The sequence below is a fragment of the Actinomyces bovis genome (assembly GCF_900444995.1).
In the GTDB taxonomy this organism is placed as follows: Bacteria; Actinomycetota; Actinomycetes; order Actinomycetales; family Actinomycetaceae; genus Actinomyces; species Actinomyces bovis.
Window position 1 is genome coordinate 556,927 of record NZ_UAPQ01000001.1, and the last position, 20,927, is coordinate 577,853.

Here is a 20,927-nt window from a genome sequence, read left to right on the forward strand (position 1 = left end):
CCCCCTCCTTTCTGTGGTGTTGGGGTTAGTTCCCGCGGATCTCGGATACCTTGACGGGGCGTCCGGTTTGGCGTGCCTGACCGATGGCCAGGGCGACGTGCAGTGCCTCTAAGGCGTCGTCGATAGTGCAAGGGCTGGTGGCTCGTCCGGCTGCAACCTCCACGAAGGCGCGCAGCTCAGTCTCGTAGCAGTCCTTGAACCTAGCGATGAAGTCCACCCAGGGCTCGTCGTCCGGGAAGGTGACTCCGGGTTCAACACTTACCAGAGGCAACTTGGGCTCCAAGCCCACGGTGGCGTTGGCCAGTGTGCCGGAGATCTCCATGCGCACGTCGTATCCCTGGCCGTTGTTGCGGGAAGTGTGCGCGGTCACCAGGGTCTCGTCGTCCAGACGCAGGAGTGCAACGCCCTCATCGACGTCGTCGTGGGTGGCAAAGTAATCCGCCCCGCGCACCGCGCCGAAGGCGAAGACCTCCTCCACCTCGTGGCCGGTGACCCAACGGAGTGCGTCAATGTCGTGGATTAGGCAGTCGCGCCAGATGCCCCCGGAGTGCGCCACAAAGGATTCTGGCGGCGGGTTTTGGTCGCAGGTGAGCATATGAATGCGGTGGACCTCCCCCAGTTCTCCCGCATTTACGCGGCGGCGGGCCTCTTGGTAGGCAGGGTCGAAGCGGCGCTGGAAGCCGATCTGAGAGGCGATGCCGGCGGCATGCACGGCCTCAATGCAGCGGCGAGTGCCCTCTAGGTCCATCGCCACAGGCTTCTCACAGAAGAAGGGCAGGCCGGCGTGGGCGCAGCTCAGCACGAGTTCCTCGTGTGTGGCGGTGGGGGTGGCAATGACGACACCGTCGTAGGACTCGGGGTGAGCGAATACTTCCTGGGCGGTGGAGGTGACCACCGCTTTGTCATGCGCAGCGCCCAGTTCCTGGGCGACCTGGGTGGCGCGCGCAGGGTCGGCGTCGCAGACGGTCAGCCTGACCTCGGGGATGGCCGCTAGGGCTACCGCGTGCCCGACGCCGATGCGCCCGACCCCAAACAGGGCTATGCGTACAGTGCCCCCGCTGTTTGTGACCATATGTTGCTCCTTGGGCTAGCCGTCTTCTTTGACGTCCGCTTCAACGAAAGGATGGGGCGGCACGACCTTGTGCCGCCGGATATGTTGCAGATTACATGAAGGAGTTTGTCCCGACAATTACTTTCTCGAAGTCAGGACATTTTGTTACCTGGAGCGCTCCCCGAGACGCACATTTGCATGCAATAGCACCATTTAGTTGAGATTAAGAAATCAGGGAGCCAGCGACGCGATGGGTCTGACGGCCCGCCACGAGACACCTGGAGCTGCTTTGCCCCCACGCGCCTCGCGGCAGGCCGAGCCCGGCAGGCTCACTCCTCCCGCTGGAAGGACATCGTGGCCGCATAGCTCTTCTCAGAGGGCCAGCGGCTGGTAATCGCCTTGGCGCGGGTGTAGAAGCGCACACCCTCCGGCCCGTGGATGTGGGTGTCCCCCAGCAGGGATTCCTTCCAACCGCCGAAGGAGTAGTAGGCCACCGGCGTCGGGATGGGGACGTTGACGCCCACCATGCCGGCCTCCACGTCCAGGGTGAAGCGGCGCGCCACCCCGCCGTCGTTAGTGAAGATCGCTGAGCCATTGCCGAAGGGTGAGGAGTTGACCTGTTTGATGGCCTCCTCATAGTTGTCCGCATGCACGATGGCCAGCACCGGGCCGAAGACCTCCTCGTAGTAGAGGGCGGAGTCCAGCGGGACCTTGTCCACCACGGTGGGGCCTAGGAAGTGCCCCTGCTCATGCCCCGGGATGACCAGCTTGCGGCCATCTAGGACCACCTGTGCCCCCTTGGCCTCGGCGTCGTCGATCAGTGAGGTGATGAACTCTTTGGCTTTGGCGTTGATAACCGGCCCCATCTCCACGCCCTCGTCCATGCCGTAGCCGACCTTGATCTTCTCCGCATGGGCTTTGACCTTCTTGGCTAGCTCGGGACCACAGCCTCCGACTGCCACCACTACCGGCAGGGCCATGCAGCGCTCACCGGCAGCCCCGAATGCGGCGGCGGAAATGTGCTGGGCAGCAAAGTCCAGGTCCGCGTCAGGCATAACGATGGCGTGGTTATTGGCCCCACCGAGGGCCTGCACGCGCTTGCCGTGGGTGACTCCAGTGTCCTGCACGATATGGGCCACGGGGGTCGAACCCACGAAGGAGATGGCGTCGATGCCGGGGTGCTCCAGTAGGCGGGAAACCATCTTGCGGTTGCCGGAAACCACATTGAAGACGCCGTCGGGCAGGCCAGCTTCCTTGTAAAGCTCGGCGGTCAGCAGGGAGGCCGAGGGGGTGGCGGAGGCAGGCTTGAGGATAAAGGCGTTGCCGGTGGCGATAGCGATGGGGTGCATCCACATGGGCACCATGGCCGGGAAGTTAAAGGGGCAGATGCCTGCGACCACACCTACTGGCTGGCGCAGGGTGTGGATGTCCACACCGGTGGAGATATCAAAGGAATACTCCCCTTTGAGGGCCAGGTTGATGGCGGTGGCGAAGTCCAGGGTCTCGCGGCCGCGCTGAATCTCGCCGATGGCGTCGGAGTAGTTCTTGCCGTGCTCCTCCACAATCATGCGGGCCATCTCATCCTGGTGATCCAAGACCAGCTGGCGCATCTTAAACATAATGGCCGTGCGCTTGGCCAGGGAGACCTTGGCCCACCGCTTCTGAGCTTCGCGGGCCACGGCGATAGCGTGGTCTAGGTCTGCGTCGGAGGCCTCCAGCAGCTCCGCCTCCACCTCTCCGGTGCCGGGGTTCTCGACGGCAAAACGGCCGCCGGGAGTGCCCTCGTAGTACTGACCATTGATCCAGTGGGAGATCGTCTTCATCGTCATTGACTCCTGAGTCTCGTGGTGGCGTACAGCCTGTGGGAGCGACATCCGGGACTTTGGGCCCCGACGTCGCGGCCAGGCATAACCCTAACCCCTCAAAGCCCCAAAAGCGATGCTTTTGTCAGTACATTTTCCAGACGAAGGTGGCTGGCGCTCTCACACAGAACACCAGCTACCTTGCCTTGGGGCACTCTGGCCTTAGAGGTAGTGCCGCTGCGGTTTGCGCTCCTCCAGGTAGCGCTCATAGGGCTTCCGGATCGGACCATGGGACGAGGCCCCCAGCCTGACCAGGGCGGGCGAAGCGCTCACGCAGCTGGTGCTTTATGGTGGACAAAGGGCTCATTGGGCGTCTCCAGAAAAGCTGTCGAGGTAGGCGCGACCAGTGTCGGTAAGACGGTAGCGCTGGAGGCGGCTGTTGGGCTTGTCGGGGATCGTCCGCTCCACGAGCCCGGACTCGATGAGGGGGAGCAGATGGCGTCGGTAGTTCCCATAGGCGTCGGCAAGCCCAATGGTGGCCAGCAGCTCAGAACGAGATCGGGGAGTGTCAGCAGCGGTGAGGATCACCATGACTTGCTCACTCGACTTACTCACTTGCTCATTCGACTTACTCACTCGGCGGCCTGAGGTCTTGGGCGGGCGCGTCGACTTGGTGTCTTCGGACGCCGACTTAGTGTCTTGACTTAGTGACTTCCTGCTCTGACTTAGTGACTCGACTTTCTCGCGTGACTTGCTCACATGCTCACTGACCTGCCCGGGGTCGTGGCTGGGCACGTAGATCGTCACCCGTACCCGGTCCTGGACCTCCTCGATCACCGGCTCAGGCAGACCGGCCTCAGCGACCTGTGTGAAGACCCGCTGGACACCGGTGCCCCACTGCTCCATGATCCCGGCCTCACGGAAGATGCGCGCTAGCGCCGGGTTGCGCAGCCGCGAGACCCGGCGCATGGTCTCCACGGTCATGCCGGGCAGCAGCAGGCCTGGACTGTCTACCTGGATGCGGTCGTCGTAGAAGCCGATCCGGATGGGCGTGCCGCGCTCGGCGTAGGAGGCGTGAACAAGGGCATTGACGATGACCTCGCGGACAGGTTCGACGGGAATGGAGTAGACGTCGCGGCGGCGGACCTCACCGAAGACCGCGGTCTTGTAGGCGTGCTTGAGGAGGAAGCTCATGGCCTGGTCCACGGCCAGGGGCATGGGACCGTGGATCTCCGTCTGATCGAAGATGTCAGTGCCATGGGGGCCGCGCAGGCGTCCACACTGAACCCAGGCCGAGGGCAGGAAGCGGGTGGGGTCCGGGCAGGCAGCAAGGATGCCTGCGTTCGTGGGGACAATGGCGTCACCCTGCCGCACTGCGAGTCCGAGCGCGAGGAGGTCGTCGACAGCTGTCGACCGTCCGCGTAGGTCGGCCAGTGAGGCAAGGTTAAGGTCGGCGAGGCTGGCGCGAGGCTCGGGCAGGTCCTCGAAGGCGATGCCGCGGGCGTTGCGTTCAAGCTCGGCCACCAAAGCCGGATCGGCTTGGCGGGTGGTGGAGCCCAGTCGCACATAAACACCGGCCTCCGGCCCCTGTCGGGTGAGGTAGTGGGGGCGGCGGGTGCTCAGCGGCACATCGACGACGAGGACGGTCCTGCCGCCGAGCGTGACGAGGTCGATGGCGGGGACGAGCTGGGGTGAGATGCTGTCGCTGATGAGGCTGGCGACGCGTTCTTCCTCGACTAGAGGGTCGGTGACGCCGACGACGGTGCCGTCGTCTTCGACACCGACGACGAGGCGCCCGCCCGCCGAGTTCGCGAAGGCAGCGATAGTCCGCAGCGCCCCTCCGGGAGAAGATAGATCCTGCTTAAACTCCAGGGTCTTGCTCTTCCCGATCCATGATCCGGCCATCCGGACCGAGGCTGAGGTAGCCGGTCATGTCGCACCATGGTACACGCATCGTCGTACCCCTGCGAGCCCACTACACGTTCACGGGGGGCGTCAATCATGGTGTCCATGATGTCGCAATAAGTCATCATAAGTGATCATGTCTACGACACCTATACCACCTCTGCGAGTGAACTCAAAGTCAAACCTTTGCTCAGCCGTTAAATTGTCATCACGACCGGCCAGGATATACGCCCTCGGGTTAACAATCCTGACTTGAGGGACCTTCGTCAGTTCAGCGTCAAGTCTTCGCTGAACCACCTTCTCTGAACTGGCTCCACCGCAGTTGAGGTAGAACAGCTACTTCTCACACTGGACAACGGCTCCTGCCAACTCTCTCTTGGGCACATAGTTGTCACGGTAGCGCCCTCGAGACAAGAGACAGTCAGCAAAAGGCTTCTTGATCTCAAGGATGTCAATCGTGCCACTAGAGCCTACGAACACCATGCCCACTTAGCGGCGGACATTTTTACTTGGACGCGAGAATCTCTCTCTGATTTTCACGCCTTCCAGCACACACATACCTGGGAAAGATCAGACAGAACAGCCGCACCACCTCATTCTACCATTCATACTCGGAGTACACCTCAGCATCCGCTAACATTTCAGCGAATCACCCGCGGATGAACTCAAATTTCTCGAGCTCAATCTCACCGATAGTGAGCGGGACACGCTACCCAGAGGAACGGAGAGAACTCTTAGCCGCCAGATGCCGCTGGAGCCTCCCCTCCACCTCACCGGCCTTCTCGTAATACTCCTTGATGATCTTACCCACCCTAGATTCCGCATACAGTCTACACTCTACCGAGGTGAGAAACTGTTTGAGGAGCACCCGAAAATTCTCTTCCAGAAAACATCAGAGCGTTCACCACCAACCACCGCCCTGACATCGCGATACGCGTTCAATTTTACGAAACACAGAGATATCTCGTTCAGCGACGAACACATCCTACGTCAGCGCCATAGAGCACGAAAGAAGCAGACCATATTCGAGGTCTAATACATCCGCTCGGACTCGCCAATAGTCCCCGTCGACTACACCAATGCGGAAGTCTTTGAAGCCGCCGACCTCCTCCTCGTCAAAATCAACTTCTTCATCGTTCGCGTCACCCAGATCCTCGAAGACGTCATCACGACCGGCTTGAAATACTCTCTTGAAATGGACTCGTCCTACCTCTTTTAAGCGACTATCAACCCACTCTATCGGCCAGTAGTCAGTGTAGTAGTGCAGTATCAGCTCGTTTCCTGACTCGAAGAAGGTGATCATGACTTTTCCAAGGTGAGGGAGCGGGTGAGCCGGGTGGTGGCGTCGGTGCACTTCCTTTCTAGGGAGGCCACCATCTGGAGGGCATGGCCGAAGCGCAGGCGGCTGACGAGAACGCCGTCATCGAGGTCGATTTCTACTCCCTGAGTGATCAGGGAGTCGAGGACGTCGCACTCGTCAACCTCATACTCGGTCAGTGCACGGTAGTGAGCATCCGCCCGCTTCTGGCCTGCAGTCACCCACAGGAGGTGCCTGCGGTACGATGAGAGGACCGTTGCCAGGTAGGAGAGCAGCATCCAGCCACTCAAGCCCAGTGCAGCACCGGGGGCGCCGTTACAGGTAGTGCCGCTGCGGTTTGCGCTCCTCCAGGTAGCGCTCATAGGCCTGCTGGGTGGACTCCAGGCGAGAGACGCCGGAGACCGCCACATCCCACCAGGAGGAGCCGGGCGGGTTGGGGCCGTACAGGTCGGTCTCAATGTGGATCATGGAGGCGCGCTCACCCGCGTGGGCGGCGGCGTAGGCCTCTTTGAACTCCGCGATGGAGGAAACCCGGTAGACCTTCAGGCCCCAAGACTCAGCGTTGGCGGCAATGTCCACGCCCGGCACCTTGGCCTCGTCCTGCAGGTGACCGCCCTGTCCACGCTGACGGAACTTGGTGCCGAAGCGCTGCGAGCCGCGCGACTCAGACAGTGCCCCAATGGAGGCAAAACCGTAGTTTTGCAGCAGCACGTAGATGACTTTGATGTTCTCCTGCACCACGGTGGCCAGCTCCATGGGGAGCATCTGGTAGGTGCCGTCCCCCACGATTGCCACCACTTCTGACTCCGGGCGAGCCAGTTTGCAACCCAGACCTGCTGGAATCTCGTAGCCCATGCAGGAGAAGGCATACTCCACGTGGTATTGCACAGGGGTTTTGGCCTGCCATAGGGCCTGTAGGTCGCCGGGCATAGAGCCGGCCGCATTGATGAGAATGTCCTCATCTCCCAGCAGCTCATTCAGGGCACCAAAAACTTCTGTTTGGGCGGGCAGGGGCCCGTGGCCCAGGTGGTAGCACTTGTTTGTGGCGGCAAACCAGGCCTCGCGTTCAGCGGCGATCTCTGCGCTGTACTCCGGGCTTACGTGATAGCCCTCCAAGGCGCTGGTGAGTGCCTCCAGAGCCTCGCGGGCGTCGGCCACCACCATCTCCGCGCTCTGCTTGGCGGCGTCGAAAGCCCGCACATTGATGTTGATGAACTTGACCTCGGGGTCCTTGAACTGGGTCTTGGAGGCGGTGGTGAAGTCGGAGTAGCGGGTGCCGATGCCGATCACCAAATCCGCTTTGTCAGCGATGTGGTTGCCGGAGTCACCGCCGGTGGAACCCACTCCCCCAATGGCGCAGGGGTGATCAAAGTTGATGGCGCCTTTACCTGCCTGCGTATCCGCCACGGGAATACCAGTGGCGGTGGCGAAGGCGCGTAGTTGCGCGGAAGCCTCAGAATAGATGGTGCCACCGCCGGAAATGACCATGGGGCGCTTGGCTGCTTTGATTAGGGCAACGGCCCGCTCCAGGGCGGCTGGTTCAGCCAGGGGACGGCGCACATGCCACACGCGCTTGCGGAAGAACTCGATGGGCCAGTCGTGAGCTTCCGCCTGCACATCCTGCGGCATAGCAATGACGACGGCGCCGGTCTCGGCTGGGTCGGTCAAGACTCGCATGGCGGCCAGCAGGGAGGGAATGAGCTGCTCGGGCCGGTTGATGCGGTCAAAGTAACGGGAAACCGGTCGGAAGCAGTCGTTGACGGTGACGTCCATATCCGTGGGGTCTTCGAGCTGCTGGAGCACCGGGTCCGGGACGCGGTTAGCAAAGACATCGGAGGGGAAGATCAGCACGGGGACGCGGTTGGTGGTGGCCAAGGCGGCGCCGGTGACCATATTCAGGGAGCCAGGACCGATGGAAGCGGTGACCATATAGGTGGATAGGCGGTTGCGGACCTTGGCGAAGGCTGCAGCGGCGTGGACGGCACCCTGCTCATTGCGCGGCATGATGTAGGGCATCGGATTCTCACCCGCAACGGGGGCGACCTCGTTTTGCAGGAGGGCCTGCCCGATGCCGGCCACATTGCCGTGCCCGAAGATGCCGAAGGCACCCTCGATGAGTCGCTGCTCTACGCCGTCGCGCTCGGAATATTGGTTGGAAAGGAAGCGGATGGTCGCCTGGGCGACCGTCAGACGGATGGTGCCTGCGTAGGCCTCGTTGCTCACGATTGCTTCTCCTTAAGTCGTTTGCGGGTGTCAGTGGGCCATGGGTAGGCGAGGGTCGGTCTCTTGGCTCTCCCAGCTGGCGCGCAGCCAGTGGTGGGCGGGGTCGTCAGGGGCCAGCCAGACCAAGTCTGTTTCTGGCCCGGCCATGACGTTGAGGTAGTACATGTCGTAGCCGGGGGCGGCCACACAGGGGCCGTGGTAGCCGTAGGGCACCAGGGCGACGTCGCCGTCGCGAACCTCCACGCACACATCAATGGGCTGCTCCGGGTTGGAAGCGTAGGTGCGATGCAGCCCAAAGCCCGGGCCACCCTCCGGCGAGCTGGCGATCTCGAAGTAGTAGATCTCCTCTAATTCGCGCTCCGTCTCAGTCTTTTGCTCGTGCTTATGCGCAGGGTAGGAGGACCAGTTGCCGCCGGGAGTGAGCACCTCGGTGACCAACAGGTGGGAGGTGAGCACGTCGTTGTTCAGGGCGTAGTTATTGACCTGACGGGAGCAGTCCCCGGCACCCCGGATGGATACGCCCACCTGCTCGCGGGGGAAGTAGCGCACCGGCAGGTCCGCCTCAGCCACTGCGCTGGGCAGGGCAAAGCGTCCCCCGGCAGCTGAGGTGATGGTGAAGGTACTGGCGCGGGGCACGTAGAGGTAGTCCGTGATCTGTTTGAAGACGCTTTCCCGGCCAGCGAGCTCGTAGGCCTGGCCACCGACTTCCACGGTGCAAGCTCCAGCCAGGGGCAGGACCAGCAGTTCGGCCTCTCCTGATTCCAGGGTGAGCGTCTGGCCGGGCGCCAGCACAGCCACCCGCAGGCCGCTATAGGACCAGCCGGCCTGCTCAGGGGTGATGTCAACAGTGAGGGAGTCGTGGCCGGTGCTGCCGGCGCGGACGTGTGAAGGCAGTGTCATGAGAACAGTCCTACGGTCTTGTCAACGGCCCCGGCGACGTCGTCGTCGGGTGGGAATAGGAGGGAGCGGCCGATCACCAGCCCCCGAACATTGGGCAGGGCCAGAGCCTGAGCCCAGCTGCGGCGGGCGGCCTCCGCGTTGGCGCGCACGGCACCGCCCAGGATGAGGGTGGGCAAGGTAGAGGCCCCCACCACGCGCTCCATGTCAGCAACCGCCGGAATCTTCAGCCAGGTGTGGGCGCTGGTGCGCCCCAGTCCGGCAGCCACACAAATGGCGGTGATGACGGCGTCGGGATTGAGGTCGTTGACGACTTTGCCGTCCCAGCGGCGGGAGACGAAGGGCTCGATCATGGCGGTCAGGCCCTGCTGTGCCAGGGCGTCGACGGCGTGCGCGCAGGCCTCCATGGTGTCTGCGGTGCGGGGGTCGTCATAGCCCAGGCGCAGCAGCATTTTGCCGCCGTCCAGCCGGGCGGCAGCCAGGCCGTCGACGTCGTAGGCAGTCATGCGGTCATCTAGCTCAAAGCTGGCACCGGCCAGGCCACCTCGATTCATGGAGCCAAAGACCACTTTGCCGTCCAAGGCTCCCAGCAAGGTCAGGTCCTCAACTAGGTCGGCAGTGCCCAAGAAGCCGTTGACCCCGGGACGCGCCAGCGCGGTTACGCAGCGGCGCAACAACTCTTCGCGAGAGCCCATGGCCACTGGGTCCCCGCCAGCGGCTAAGGCTCCGCGAGCACTGTGGTCGCAGGCGACCACCATGAGCCGGTCTAGCGCGGTTATCGGCGGCCCGGCGGGCCGCTCTGCCAGTGCCTGGGCTACCCGCTCGGGCTCGTGGGCGCGGATCAGGCAGAGCTGTTCAATCAGGCTTGGTGCTGCAGCTGCCATCACAGGTCCTTGAGTCCAGGGGCGCACTGGTCACGGAATTTGCGCATCTCGGCCAGCAACTCTGGTTCGGCGGGCATGGCGGTGGAGCACTCTAGGCGGGAGGCGACGATCGCACCGGCGGTGGAGGCGGCGTAAATGGTCTTCTCCAGGGACCAGCCAGAGAGTAGGCCGTGGCAGATGGCGCCGCCGAAGGCATCGCCAGCCCCTAGGCCGTTGAGGGTTTGGGCGGGGGTTACGGGCATGGCGATGCGTTCGGTACGGGTTTTGGCCAGCGTGCCTTCCATACCTTGTTTGACGATCGCCAGCTCTACGCCCGCCTCTAGGAGGGCGTCGGCGGCCCGCTCCGGATCTGATTCTCCGACGGCGATGCGGCACTCCTCGCGGTTGCCGATAGCCACATTTACTTTGGGTAGGGCAGCACTGACTTGCCGGTGGGCCTCTGCCTCAGAGTCCCAGAAGTTAGCGCGATAATCCAGGTCCATCACCGTGTATTGCTGACGGGCGCGAGCGTCCAGGGCGGTGTGGTGGGCGGCGCGCGAAGGCTCTTTGCTCAAGCCAGTAGCCGAGGTCCAGAAGATGCGGGCGCTGCACACGGCGTCTAGGGGAAGGTCTGCGGCGGTGAGCTCCAGGTCGGGGGCGGAGGGTTCGCGGTAAAAATAGAGGGGGAATCGGTCTGGGGGGAAGATCTCGCAGAAGGTGACCGGAGTGGAAAACTCTGGCTTGGTGACCACGTAGTCGTCGTAGACGCCGAGCCGTCGCATCTCGGTGCGCACGAAGCGTCCAAAGGGGTCTTCTCCTACTCCGGTGACGACGGCGGCGCGGTGGCGATACCTGGCTGCGGCCACCGCCACATTGGTAGGGCTGCCCCCTAGGAACTTGCCGAAGGTCTCCACCAGTTCCAGTCCCACTCCGGTCTGGAGTGGGTACACGTCGATGCCGCAGCGTCCGATTGTCAGGACGTCCAGCTGTTGCCTGAAGTTGCTCATCTGTGTCCCTTCCACGTCTTTGGGGCGGGTGGTGTGCCTGGCAGCTGGCCGGGCGGCGACTTGGGCGTGGCCGCCCTCACAGGGAAAGCGTGCCCCAGGGTGCCGCCAGCGTCAACCATTGTCCGAACATAATCGCGATTTGCTTGCTACGACTCCGGGCGTTCTGTCGAACCGACCTCGCCAAGAATCCCCCATACGTCTTACCTTCTGACCCCGCCAAAGTGGGCCAAGCCACCTATGATGTGAAAGAAGCACGAGTAGGAGCCGCGTCATGTCAAGCACCTCCCCCGCCCCACAGGGCCACCCTGAGGAGTTAGACCCATTCCAGCCTGAGGTGACTATCGACCGCAGCTCCCCCACTCCCCTGCATCAACAGATCTCCGAGCCTCTGGCACAACTCATCTTGGATGGCACACTCCAGCCCGGCACGCGCATGGAGGACGAGGTGTCCATGGCGCGGCGCCTGCAGGTGTCTCGCCCCACCACTCGCCAGGCCTTGCAGTCCTTGGCAGACCGCGGTCTGGTATCCCGGCGTCGTGGGGCTGGCACAGTGGTGACTTCCCCCCACGTACACCGGCCAATGCAACTATCCAGTTTGCTCTCCGATCTGACCACTGCGGGCCACCAGGTGGCCACCCAGATCCTCACTTATGAGCAGCGCCCCGCTTCACCGGAAGAAGCAGAGCAGTTGGAGACCACGCCCAGTGAGGCCATCGTGGTGCTTGAGCGCCTGCGCCTAGCTGATGGCGAGCCGATTGCCTTGATGCGCAACCTCCTGCCAGCCGACCTAGCCCCCACCGAGGCTGAGTTGGCGCAGAAGGGTCTATATGAACTGCTGCGCGAACGGGGCACGGTGCCGCAGACCGCCAAGCAGGTCATTGGCGCTCGGAATGCCACTAAGAAGGAGGCCGAGGCACTGGCCGATCATCGCCGGGCCGCTCTGCTAACCGCTCAGCGCACTTCTTACGACGCCGCTGGCAGGGTGATCGAGTTCGGCTCCCATATCTACCGGGCCTCGCGCTACTCCTTTGAGACCACCCTCTTTGCTGTCTGAGCTAAGACCTATGCGGATAAGGGCTGTTGAGGCAACATACTCATTGGAAGCACCTTATGGGGCAGGGTCCTCAGATTTAGTTGGGAGGTCGTGATGGATGGTGCTCCAGAGACCAGGAGCCGAGTTCCACAGGAGGGCTTAGTTCTGTTAGGTCGCGATGGTGAAGACTTGCGAGAATGGGCTATTGAGCTGTTAACACCGATTGACCAGGATCGCCTTAGTAGGGATCTGCTGGAGCAGGGACTGCCACCCCAGGAAGTGGCGCTACGTGTCGGCACCGAGCTGCGGTTTGTGCTTGGGGTCCAGCAACACCTGGAGAGCGGCGAGGAGATCCGTCCAGTGACGGCTAAAGAACTGGGTTGGCGGCGCGCCGCAGGTCAGATAAGCACCGAGGAAATGATGGAGCGGCTGCGGTCCTGGCCCTACACCTTTGGGCAGGTGCGTGGCTATGACGGTTACGAGAGTGGCAGTTGGGACGATATCGAGAGTCTCCGTTTCGACAGATTCATCTCAGCAGAGGAGTACGACGAGCTTTACGAGGTTGCCGAGACCCTGCCCACCCTTACAGACGAACCTTATGACAGCCCTGAACTCTGGGCACCCTAACCCTGCCAACCTCGGGATGCCTGATCCAAGCAAAGATGAACGGGTGCTCAGGCGCACCGGGGAGCAAGTGTCTAAGACGGTCCATCGTCTGTCAGAAAGCTGTTGTCTGCCACGGCGGCCTGAACACCGGACTTTCTGGTACGACCTGCAGGAAGCGGTACGGGCCGCTTACTTGGCGCGGGCTAAGGCTAGTGGCTCACGGTATGGACGGGCGATCATTATGGCCGGGGCACCAGGGGCTGGTAAGTCACGAGCGGTCGAGCTCGCTGGGCAAGCGCTTGGCAGGCAAAAAGCTGAGCGCCTGGGTCTGGACGAACATGGTTTCACCACCGTAGATGCTGACGATATCAAGCAGGTGCTGCTGGGACACCGAGTTGCAGGGCTTGAGGTAGACCCGATGCTGTTGGAGCAGGCTGGAGCACACTGGGACAGGTTGGTAAAAACACAAACCCCTGGCGTCCTAGCCGACGGAAAACCCTTGGCTCGAGGAGAGCTGGCGACCTTGGTCCACCAGATGTCAACCAACACCGCCGACCTGGTACGGATCGACCTAATTGAGCGCAAGTTTGACATCAAGATCGAGGGGACCTTGCAGTGGATGGATTCCCCAACCTGGGGTCAGGGGCCGCGCCTATTGCGCGAGCTTGAGGCTGCCCGGTATGGGCAGGTGGTAGTCGTGGCCGCTGACACGCCACGAGAGGCGTGTGAGCAGGGAGCTTTTCAGAGATGGGCGAGGCCGCGTTCTGTCGGGGACTCCAGAGCTCGATTCACGCCCCGAAACGCGGTGGCGAGCATGTTTCAAGAGACCCAAGATGGTGAGGTATGCCGGTGCACGCAGAATGCCCGCATCACCCACAAGCTCGCTGCACACACAAAGAGCTTCACGCAGGCTGACCTCTTGGTGGTACACCGGATACAGGGCCCACACACCCTGGTGGAACACGTGGACAGGAACGGAAACACGCGCACATACCGGAGCCCAGACTTATCTGACCTGTCCCAGCAAAAATCCCCACGGCAAGCGCCCCAACTGGACCCGGAGCAGCCCAAGACGCTCTCATCCCAGCAAGTGCTGAGTTCTATCAAAGACATGGCGGCAACCCACCACGCGGCAGCTCGCCGACCGCAATACGGAAGGCCTCGCACCCACTCTGCCCCCGGACGCTGAGTCCCTAACAAAGCCTGACACCACCACAAGCAAATAGACTTTGTCCAGACAATTAGTTGACAGGGGCGGGTGCTGCGGATTCAATTGAGACCAGGACCGGGCGGCAACGAGGCCAACCGGATGACCTGACTCAGGAGCACGCTGATGAGCATTGAGTACACCCCCGGCCCCCTACTAGAGGCCTCCCGCACCACGCCGACAGCCCTGTGGAACGACTCCGCGGACCCAGACGAGCTGCGCCAGTCCATCTCCTACGGCGGCGTAGGCGCCACTTGCAACCCCGCCATCGCCTTCACCTGCATCAACCAGAAGAAGGAGCGCTGGCTGCCGCGCATCGCAGAGCTCGCTGAGGAGATGCCGGAGGCCACCGAATCGGAGATCGGCTGGCAGGTGGTACGCGAGCTCTCAATTGAGGGCGCCAAGCTATACGAAGACATTTTCGCGGAGCACCAGGGCCGCAACGGCCGCCTCTCAGTGCAGACTGACCCGCGCCTAGCCCGCAGCGCCAAGGCCCTGGCCGACCAGGCCGAGGAGTTCTCCAAGCTGGCCCCGAATATCGTCGTCAAGATCCCCGCCACCAAGACCGGCATCGCCGCCATTGAAGACGCCACCTACCGGGGTGTATCAGTCAACGTAACCGTCTCCTTCACCGTCTCTCAGGTGCTCGCCGCCGGTGAGGCCATTGAGCGGGGACTCAAGCGCCGCGAAGCAGAAGGCCAGGACATTTCCACCATGGGCCCGGTCATCACCCTCATGGGTGGCCGCCTGGACGACTGGATCAAGATCGTGGCCAAGCGGGACAACCTGTTCCTGGACCCAGGCCACCTGGAGTGGGCGGGTGTGGCCGCCATGAAGCGCGCCTACCAGGAGCTCCAGGCCCGGGGTATCCGCGCCCGCCTGCTGTCTGCAGCATTCCGCAATGTCATGCACTGGTCTGAGCTAGTTGGTGGCGACCTAGTGGTCTCCCCACCCTTCAAGTGGCAAAAGCTCATCAATGACTCTGACTACAAGGTGGTCCCCAAGATCGACGTGCCCGTAGCCCCTGAGATCATGCAGACCCTCGAATCCATCCCCGAGTTCCGCCGCGCCTACGAGCCCGGGGGCCTGAGCGTGGAGGACTTCGACACCTTTGGTGCCACCGTGCGCACCCTGCGGGGCTTCCTCCAGGCCGACGCCGACCTGGACGCCCTGGTACGCGACGTCATCATGCCCCAGCCCTGAGCGCCCCACCCACAGACAGGAATCCAAGCAATGCTCAACATCGCCATCATCGGCGCCGGCCGCATCGGCCAGGTACACGCCAAAACCGTAGCTGCCCACCCGGGCGCCAAGCTCACGCTCGTCTGCGACCCCATGGGCGACGCCGCTCAGACCCTCGCCAGCCAGTACGGCGCCCGCGCCTGCAAGGACGCGGAGGAGGTATTTGCTGACGCACAGGTGGACGCCGTCGTCGTCGGCTCACCCACACCATTGCACATCCCCCACCTGCTAGCTGCTGCCAAAGCTGGCAAAGCCGTGCTGTGTGAGAAGCCCATCGCCTTGGATATGCAGGATGTCCAAGCCGCCCAAGCTGAGCTGGATGCCGTGACCACCCCGGTCATGTTCGGCTTCAACCGGCGCTTTGACCCCTCTTTCAACGCGGTGCACGCCGCCATGAAAGCAGGCAAAATCGGCCAGCTTGAGCAGTTGACAATCATCTCCCGGGACCCGGCGGCTCCGCCCGTGGAGTATGTGAAGGTCTCTGGCGGCATTTTCCGCGATATGACTATCCACGACTTTGACATGGCCCGCTTCTTCCTGGGGGATGTCACTGAGGTGCACTCCGTCGGCCAGAACCTGGACCCCGCCATCAAGGAGGCCGGTGACTTCGACGCCGCCGTCGTCACCCTGCGTGCGGCCAGCGGTGCAGTGGCCACGATTATCAACAACCGCCACTGCGCCTCCGGCTACGACCAGCGCCTAGAGGCCTCCGGCTCCGAGGGCACCCTATTCGCAGAGAACATTCGGGCCACCACAGTGCGCCTATCCAATGCGGAGGTCACAGACGCCCAGGAACCCTACCTGGACTTCTTCCTGGAGCGTTACGCGGAGGCCTACCGGCTGGAACTGTCTGCTTTCATTGAGGCCGTGGAGCAGGGCCAGCCCACGCCAACCACGATGACGGACGCAATCGCTGCCCTTGCTCTGGCGGAAGCTGCCACCGAGTCGGCCCACACCGGCCAACCGGTCAAGCTCGGCTGAGTTGCAGCGCCAGCCCTGGTCATAGCGGAGGGCCTGAGCACCCGCCGGGGCGCTCAGGCCCTCCGCCAATAGGCCCTCGGCGCATCGGCTGGTCCTGCTCAGGTTGAACCGCTTTAGCATCCTCCCCCAGTTAGTCTGTAAAAATGTCGTCCTTACAGCACTCCGCTGACGAGCGACCCACCTCACGGCCCAACGCCCCAAGCGCACTGCCTTCCACGCAGAGCCCGGAGCAAACAAGACGGGCCTCCGTACCTGGCCGCGTCAGGATGGTGGATGTAGCCCGTCGCGCTGGCGTCTCCCGGGCACTGGTCTCACTGGTCATGCGCGGCAAGCCGGGCGCCTCACCTGCTAACCGGGCCAAAGTCTTCGCGGCCGCCACCGAACTCGGTTACACCCCGGACCTAAACGCCCGGCGTCTGCGGGCGGGCACGGAGGGGCTGGTGGGCGTGGTCTTTGATGGGCACGACCCCTTCACCGCCCAGGTGCTGGAGACCGCCCATGAGGCGGTAGTGTCCCGCGGCCACGACTTGGTGCTGACTATGAGTTCACCCATGGTGCCGCTGGCTCGCGCTCTGCGCACCCTTGAGGATCAACGCGTCAGCTCAGTCTTCCTGATCTCCTCTGCTCCGGTGGATGCCTCGGCGGCAGCCCTGCTGACGCGCATGCCTGCCGCCTTTATCGGTGCCTACGCACCCTATATGGCAGAAAACATCGCCTCCTCTGTGCACACTGACGACGCCGCTGGCATGCGCAGCTTGGTGGCCCACCTGGCGGCACTGGGCCACCAGCGGATCGCCGTGATGCGGGTGGCAGGGCGCCGCAGTGGCGAGGTGCGAGCCAAAGCCACGCTTGCAGCCGCTGCCGCCTGCAAAATCGACGCCGTGGAGTTGGAGGTCGGCAGCTATGACGGATTGGCGGGCGTACAGGCCGCCCACGCCTTCCTGAAACTGCCTCAGCGCCCCACTGTGCTGCTCGCGGCCAATGACTCCTGTGCCCTGGCGGCCACGCATGTGCTACGTTCAGCGGGACTGCGTGTGCCGGAGGAGGTCTCCGTTACAGGCTTTGACGACGCTGGCAGCGGCGGCAGCTCCACCGGTGAGGCCCTGGGACTAACGACTGTGCGGCAGAACGTGCCTGCCCTGGTTGAGCAAGGCTTGGAACTGGTCTCGCAGGTGGCTGGCGGGCGCGCACCCCATAGGCACGTAATGCTTGAGCCCACTTTGGTAATCCGCTCCTCCACGATGGCTCCAGCAGCCTGAGCCACCGGGCAGCAAGCCGCCACAGGTGCCCTCCGAGCATCCCCTCAAGGCAGCTAGATGTGCGTGTTGCCACAGGGTCAATGTCTCAAGACGTAGGTCCCATTGCCTTTGCGGGGGCAGACTTGGCATGCGGACCGCCGGAGGATCCCGGCACCCGCACTGCCGCCTAAACCGGAAGCCAAAAGAAGGAAGCACACTGTGGCGCGAAGCATCTACATCGCCTCTCCTAACGCCGGAACCGGAAAGTCGACCGTGGCCCTAGGCCTGGTCACCGTACTGGCCAAAGTCGTAGCCAAGGTGGGTGTCTTCCGGCCTTTCGTAAACTCACGCACGGAGCACGGCTTCCTGGACCTACTTCTAGCCCGCTCCGGCTCCTCCCTGCCCGCTGAGCAGTGCCTAGGTGTGACCTGGGACGAGTTCCACGCCAATCCTGAAGAGGCACTGCCCAAGATCGTCGAGGCTTACCGTGCCGTGGCGCGCGAGCATGACGTGGTCGTTATCGACGGCTCAGACTTCACCGACGTCGCTGGCAACCCCGAGCTGTCCTTCAACGCCAAGGTCGCCGCCAATATTGGGGCCCCCATGCTCCTGGTGGTCTCCGGCGTCGGCACCCCAGAGGATGTGCGCGCCAGCGTCGAGGTCTCCATGGCGGAGATTTCTGACAACCTGGGCCACACCGCCGCTGTCCTAGCCAACCGCTGCCCCCTGGAGTCCCGCCAGGCCATTGCTACAGCCCTGGGGGGCATCGCAGGCGTCACCACCTCCACTCTCCCCGAGGTCCCCTTGCTCTCTGCCCCTGCAGTCGGGGAGGTCCTCACCGCGGTTGACGGCACCCTCATCTCAGGTGACCCGGCCCTGCTGGAACGCGAAGCGGAGTCCGTGCTCATCGGTGCTATGGATGTCTCCCACCTCCTGGACCACCTCAAAGAGGGGCAGCTCGTCATCGTGCCGGCCGATCGGACCGCCGTCCTGATCTCCCTGGCAGCGGCCCAGGCCTCCTCCACCTTCCCCACGCTCTCCGGCCTAGTGCTAAACGGTGGCTTCGACGTGCCTCCACACGCCCTGAGCATCATCAAGGGCCTAAACCTCACTCTGCCCATCATCACCTCACCGCTGGACACTTTTGCCGCCGCCTCAGCCGCCGGTTCTGTCAAGGGCTACCTGGCCACTGCTTCCAAGCACAAGCTGGATGTGGCCATCACCGCCTTCGAACAGGAAGCCGACGTCGCCTCCCTTATGGCGGCCCTGGAAGTGGAGCCCTCCAAGGTGGTCACCCCCATCATGTTCCAAGCCGAGCTGGTGGAGCATGCCAAGGCCCGCCCCGCCACGATCGTTTTGCCGGAGCCCGACGACGACCGCGTCCTGCAGGCCGCTGACGCCATCCTGCGCCGCGGCATCGCTCAGCTGGTCCTACTTGGTGAGGAGACCACGGTTCGTTCACGTGCTGCCGAGCTGGGCCTGAATATTGCTGATGCTCGCGTCGTCTCCCCCTCCGACCCGGAGCTGCTGGAGAAGTACGCCGTGGAGTTCGCCCGCCTGCGCGCCAAGAAGGGCGTCACGCTGGAGGAGGCCCGTGAGAAGGTCCAGGATGTGTCCTACTTCGGCACGATGATGGTGCATATGGGTGACGCCGACGGCATGGTCTCTGGCGCGGCCCACACCACCGCCCACACGATTGTCCCATCTTTCCAGATCATCAAGACCAAGCCGGGCACCTCCATCGTCTCTTCCGTGTTCCTCATGCTGCTGGAGGACCGGGTACTGGTCTACGGCGACTGTGCGGTCAACCCTGAGCCCACCGCCGAGCAACTCGCTGATATCGCAATCTCTTCCGCTGAAACTGCCCGCCAGTTCGGTGTGGAGCCGCGCGTAGCGATGCTCTCCTTCTCTACCGGGACTTCCGGCCAGGGCGCTGATGTGGACAAGGTCCGTGAGGCCACGCAGCTCGTCCGCACCAAAGCTCCCGAGCTCGCGGTGGAGGGCCCCATCCAGTACGACGCCGCAATCGACCCGACCGTTGCTGCCAAGAAGGCCCCCGACTCGGCAGTGGCCGGCAAAGCCACCGTCTTCATCTTCCCGGACCTGTCCTCCGGAAATATCGGTTACAAGGCAGTGCAGCGTTCCAGCGGCGCCATCGCCGTCGGCCCCGTGCTGCAGGGCCTAAACAAGCCGGTAAACGACCTTTCCCGCGGCGCACTGGTGGAAGACATCATCAACACGGTGGCTATCACCGCCGTCCAGGCTCAGAACTGAGCCCTATCGGGGTTGGCGCTGCCTAACTGTGGCGCTAACCCCGCCACTAATTTCAAACACACGTAGAACACCTCAGAGCAGAAAGACCAAGCGCGTGAGCACACGTACTGTCCTTGTCATCAACTCCGGTTCCTCCTCCATTAAGTACCAGCTCGTGGACCCTGACTCGGGTGCGGGCCTGGCCTCCGGCCTGGTGGAGCGCATCGGCGACACGATCGGCGCGATCACCCACAAGCACGGCACCGAGAAGACCTACCTGGAACTGCCCGTCCCGGACCATGGCTTCGGCCTGTCTGAGGTGCTGCGTCTCTTCGAGGAGCAGGGCCCCAAGCTCTCTGAGGCGAATATCGTGGCGGTGGGCCACCGGGTCGTGCAGGGTGGTCGTTACTTCTCCGGCCCGGCCCTGGTCAATGACGACGTCGTCGCCAAAATCGAGGAGCTGGTGCCGCTAGGCCCGCTGCACAACCCCGCCCACCTCAAGGGCATCGAAGTGGCTCGCAAGCTCATGGCGGATATCCCGCAGGTGGTGGTTTTTGACACCGCTTTCTTCCAGGACCTGCCGGAAGAAGCCGCCCGCTACGGCCTGAACCGCGAGATCGCGGACAAGTACTCCATCCGGCGTTACGGCGCGCACGGCACCAGTCACCAGTTCGTCTCCCAGGAGATCTCCAAGCGTCTGGGCCGCGATGACCTCAAGCAGATCGTCCTGCACCTGGGCAACGGCGCCTCCGTTTCCGCCGTGGTGGGAGGCCACGCCGTCGACACTTCCATGGGGCTTACCCCGCTGGAGGGCCTGGTTATGGGTGGCCGCACCGGCGATATCGACCCGGCTGCTGTCTTCCACCTGGTGCGCGTGGCCGGCATGAACGTGGACGAGATCGACCACCTGTTTAACCGCGAGTCTGGCATGAAGGGTCTGACCGGCCAGCAGGATATGCGTGAGGTCTGGAAGCTGATCGACGCCGGTGACCAGCAGGCGCGCGACGCCATGAATATCTACCTGCACCGTCTGGTGAAGTATGTGGGTGCCTACACCGCCGTAATGGGTGGCCTGGACGCCATCACTTTCACCGCTGGCATTGGTGAGAATGACAAGCGGCTGCGTGCCGAACTGTGCGAGCGCCTGTCCTTCCTGGGGATCAAGGTGGATGAGGCGGCCAATGGCACGCACTCCAGCGACCCGGTGACTATCTCCACGCCGGACTCTGCGGTGGTTGTCACGGTGCTGCCCACCAATGAGGAGCTGGCTATCGCCCGCCAGGCTCTCACCCTCATCTGAG

General features: G+C 63.1%; 17 protein-coding genes and 1 pseudogene. 7 read left to right on the forward strand and 11 right to left on the reverse strand.

Annotated features, from left to right (window positions below; translation table 11 throughout):
* Positions 1 to 25: 25 nt before the first annotated feature.
* The 10 genes and pseudogenes from DR039_RS02390 to iolC form a co-directional block, all read right to left on the reverse strand.
* A complete protein-coding gene (locus DR039_RS02390; RefSeq protein ID WP_111835779.1) occupies positions 26 to 1,072 on the reverse strand; it encodes a Gfo/Idh/MocA family protein in 1,047 nt (348 codons plus the stop codon).
* Between the two features lie 308 nt (positions 1,073 to 1,380).
* Positions 1,381 to 2,874: a CoA-acylating methylmalonate-semialdehyde dehydrogenase gene (locus DR039_RS02395; RefSeq protein ID WP_111835780.1), complete on the reverse strand. Its 1,494-nt coding sequence runs from the start codon at positions 2,872 to 2,874 to the stop codon at positions 1,381 to 1,383.
* Between the two features lie 342 nt (positions 2,875 to 3,216).
* Positions 3,217 to 4,758: an AlbA family DNA-binding domain-containing protein gene (locus DR039_RS02400; protein WP_111835781.1), complete on the reverse strand. Its 1,542-nt coding sequence runs from the start codon at positions 4,756 to 4,758 to the stop codon at positions 3,217 to 3,219.
* 90 nt (positions 4,759 to 4,848) lie between these two features.
* Positions 4,849 to 5,241: pseudogene (locus tag DR039_RS11745) on the reverse strand (Shedu immune nuclease family protein).
* A 502-nt stretch (positions 5,242 to 5,743) separates the two neighbouring features.
* Positions 5,744 to 6,061 (reverse strand): hypothetical protein, encoded by a 318-nt coding sequence (locus tag DR039_RS02415; protein WP_111835784.1) that lies wholly within the window; start codon positions 6,059 to 6,061, stop codon positions 5,744 to 5,746.
* Positions 6,058 to 6,354 (reverse strand): hypothetical protein, encoded by a 297-nt coding sequence (locus DR039_RS02420; RefSeq protein WP_111835785.1) that lies wholly within the window; start codon positions 6,352 to 6,354, stop codon positions 6,058 to 6,060. The genes DR039_RS02415 and DR039_RS02420 overlap by 4 nt, the downstream gene beginning before the upstream one ends.
* 37 nt (positions 6,355 to 6,391) lie before the next feature.
* Positions 6,392 to 8,299 carry a 3D-(3,5/4)-trihydroxycyclohexane-1,2-dione acylhydrolase (decyclizing) gene (iolD, locus tag DR039_RS02425; protein ID WP_111835786.1) on the reverse strand — a complete coding sequence of 636 codons (1,908 nt, stop codon included), beginning with the start codon at positions 8,297 to 8,299 and terminating at the stop codon, positions 6,392 to 6,394.
* A gap of 30 nt (positions 8,300 to 8,329) precedes the next feature.
* A complete protein-coding gene (gene iolB / locus DR039_RS02430) occupies positions 8,330 to 9,199 on the reverse strand; it encodes a 5-deoxy-glucuronate isomerase (protein ID WP_111835787.1) in 870 nt (289 codons plus the stop codon).
* A complete protein-coding gene (locus DR039_RS02435) occupies positions 9,196 to 10,080 on the reverse strand; it encodes a Cgl0159 family (beta/alpha)8-fold protein (protein WP_111835788.1) in 885 nt (294 codons plus the stop codon). The genes iolB and DR039_RS02435 overlap by 4 nt, the downstream gene beginning before the upstream one ends.
* Positions 10,080 to 11,066 carry a 5-dehydro-2-deoxygluconokinase gene (iolC, locus tag DR039_RS02440; RefSeq protein WP_111835789.1) on the reverse strand — a complete coding sequence of 329 codons (987 nt, stop codon included), beginning with the start codon at positions 11,064 to 11,066 and terminating at the stop codon, positions 10,080 to 10,082. Before iolC ends, DR039_RS02435 begins: the two co-directional genes overlap by 1 nt.
* 271 nt (positions 11,067 to 11,337) lie before the next feature.
* Between iolC and DR039_RS02445 the strand changes: the two genes are divergently transcribed.
* Both DR039_RS02445 and DR039_RS02450 read left to right on the forward strand, forming a co-directional pair.
* Positions 11,338 to 12,120, forward strand: a complete 783-nt coding sequence (locus tag DR039_RS02445) for a GntR family transcriptional regulator (RefSeq protein WP_111835790.1) — start codon at positions 11,338 to 11,340, stop codon at positions 12,118 to 12,120.
* 93 nt (positions 12,121 to 12,213) lie between these two features.
* The gene (locus tag DR039_RS02450) at positions 12,214 to 12,726 is read left to right on the forward strand and encodes a hypothetical protein (RefSeq protein ID WP_126622292.1); all 513 of its coding nucleotides are present in this window, start codon (positions 12,214 to 12,216) and stop codon (positions 12,724 to 12,726) included.
* 247 nt (positions 12,727 to 12,973) lie between these two features.
* Here DR039_RS02450 and DR039_RS11200 read toward each other — a convergent pair whose 3' ends face one another.
* Positions 12,974 to 13,150, reverse strand: a complete 177-nt coding sequence (locus DR039_RS11200; protein ID WP_170166910.1) for a hypothetical protein — start codon at positions 13,148 to 13,150, stop codon at positions 12,974 to 12,976.
* 888 nt (positions 13,151 to 14,038) lie between these two features.
* On the opposite strand from DR039_RS11200, the gene DR039_RS02460 reads away from it, so the two are divergent.
* The 5 genes from DR039_RS02460 (at position 14,039) to DR039_RS02480 (ending at position 20,926) form a co-directional block, all read left to right on the forward strand.
* Positions 14,039 to 15,115 carry a transaldolase family protein gene (locus DR039_RS02460; RefSeq protein ID WP_111835793.1) on the forward strand — a complete coding sequence of 359 codons (1,077 nt, stop codon included), beginning with the start codon at positions 14,039 to 14,041 and terminating at the stop codon, positions 15,113 to 15,115.
* Positions 15,116 to 15,145: 30 nt separating this feature from the next.
* Positions 15,146 to 16,135 (forward strand): inositol 2-dehydrogenase, encoded by a 990-nt coding sequence (gene iolG, locus DR039_RS02465; protein ID WP_111835794.1) that lies wholly within the window; start codon positions 15,146 to 15,148, stop codon positions 16,133 to 16,135.
* A 143-nt stretch (positions 16,136 to 16,278) separates the two neighbouring features.
* On the forward strand, positions 16,279 to 17,394 hold the full coding sequence (locus tag DR039_RS02470; RefSeq protein ID WP_111835795.1) for a LacI family DNA-binding transcriptional regulator: 1,116 nt from the start codon (positions 16,279 to 16,281) through the stop codon (positions 17,392 to 17,394).
* A 198-nt stretch (positions 17,395 to 17,592) separates the two neighbouring features.
* Positions 17,593 to 19,647: a phosphate acetyltransferase gene (gene pta, locus DR039_RS02475; protein WP_111835796.1), complete on the forward strand. Its 2,055-nt coding sequence runs from the start codon at positions 17,593 to 17,595 to the stop codon at positions 19,645 to 19,647.
* A 94-nt stretch (positions 19,648 to 19,741) separates the two neighbouring features.
* Entirely contained in the window at positions 19,742 to 20,926 is a 1,185-nt protein-coding gene (locus DR039_RS02480) for an acetate/propionate family kinase (RefSeq protein WP_111835797.1), read from the forward strand.
* Position 20,927 lies beyond the last annotated feature (1 nt).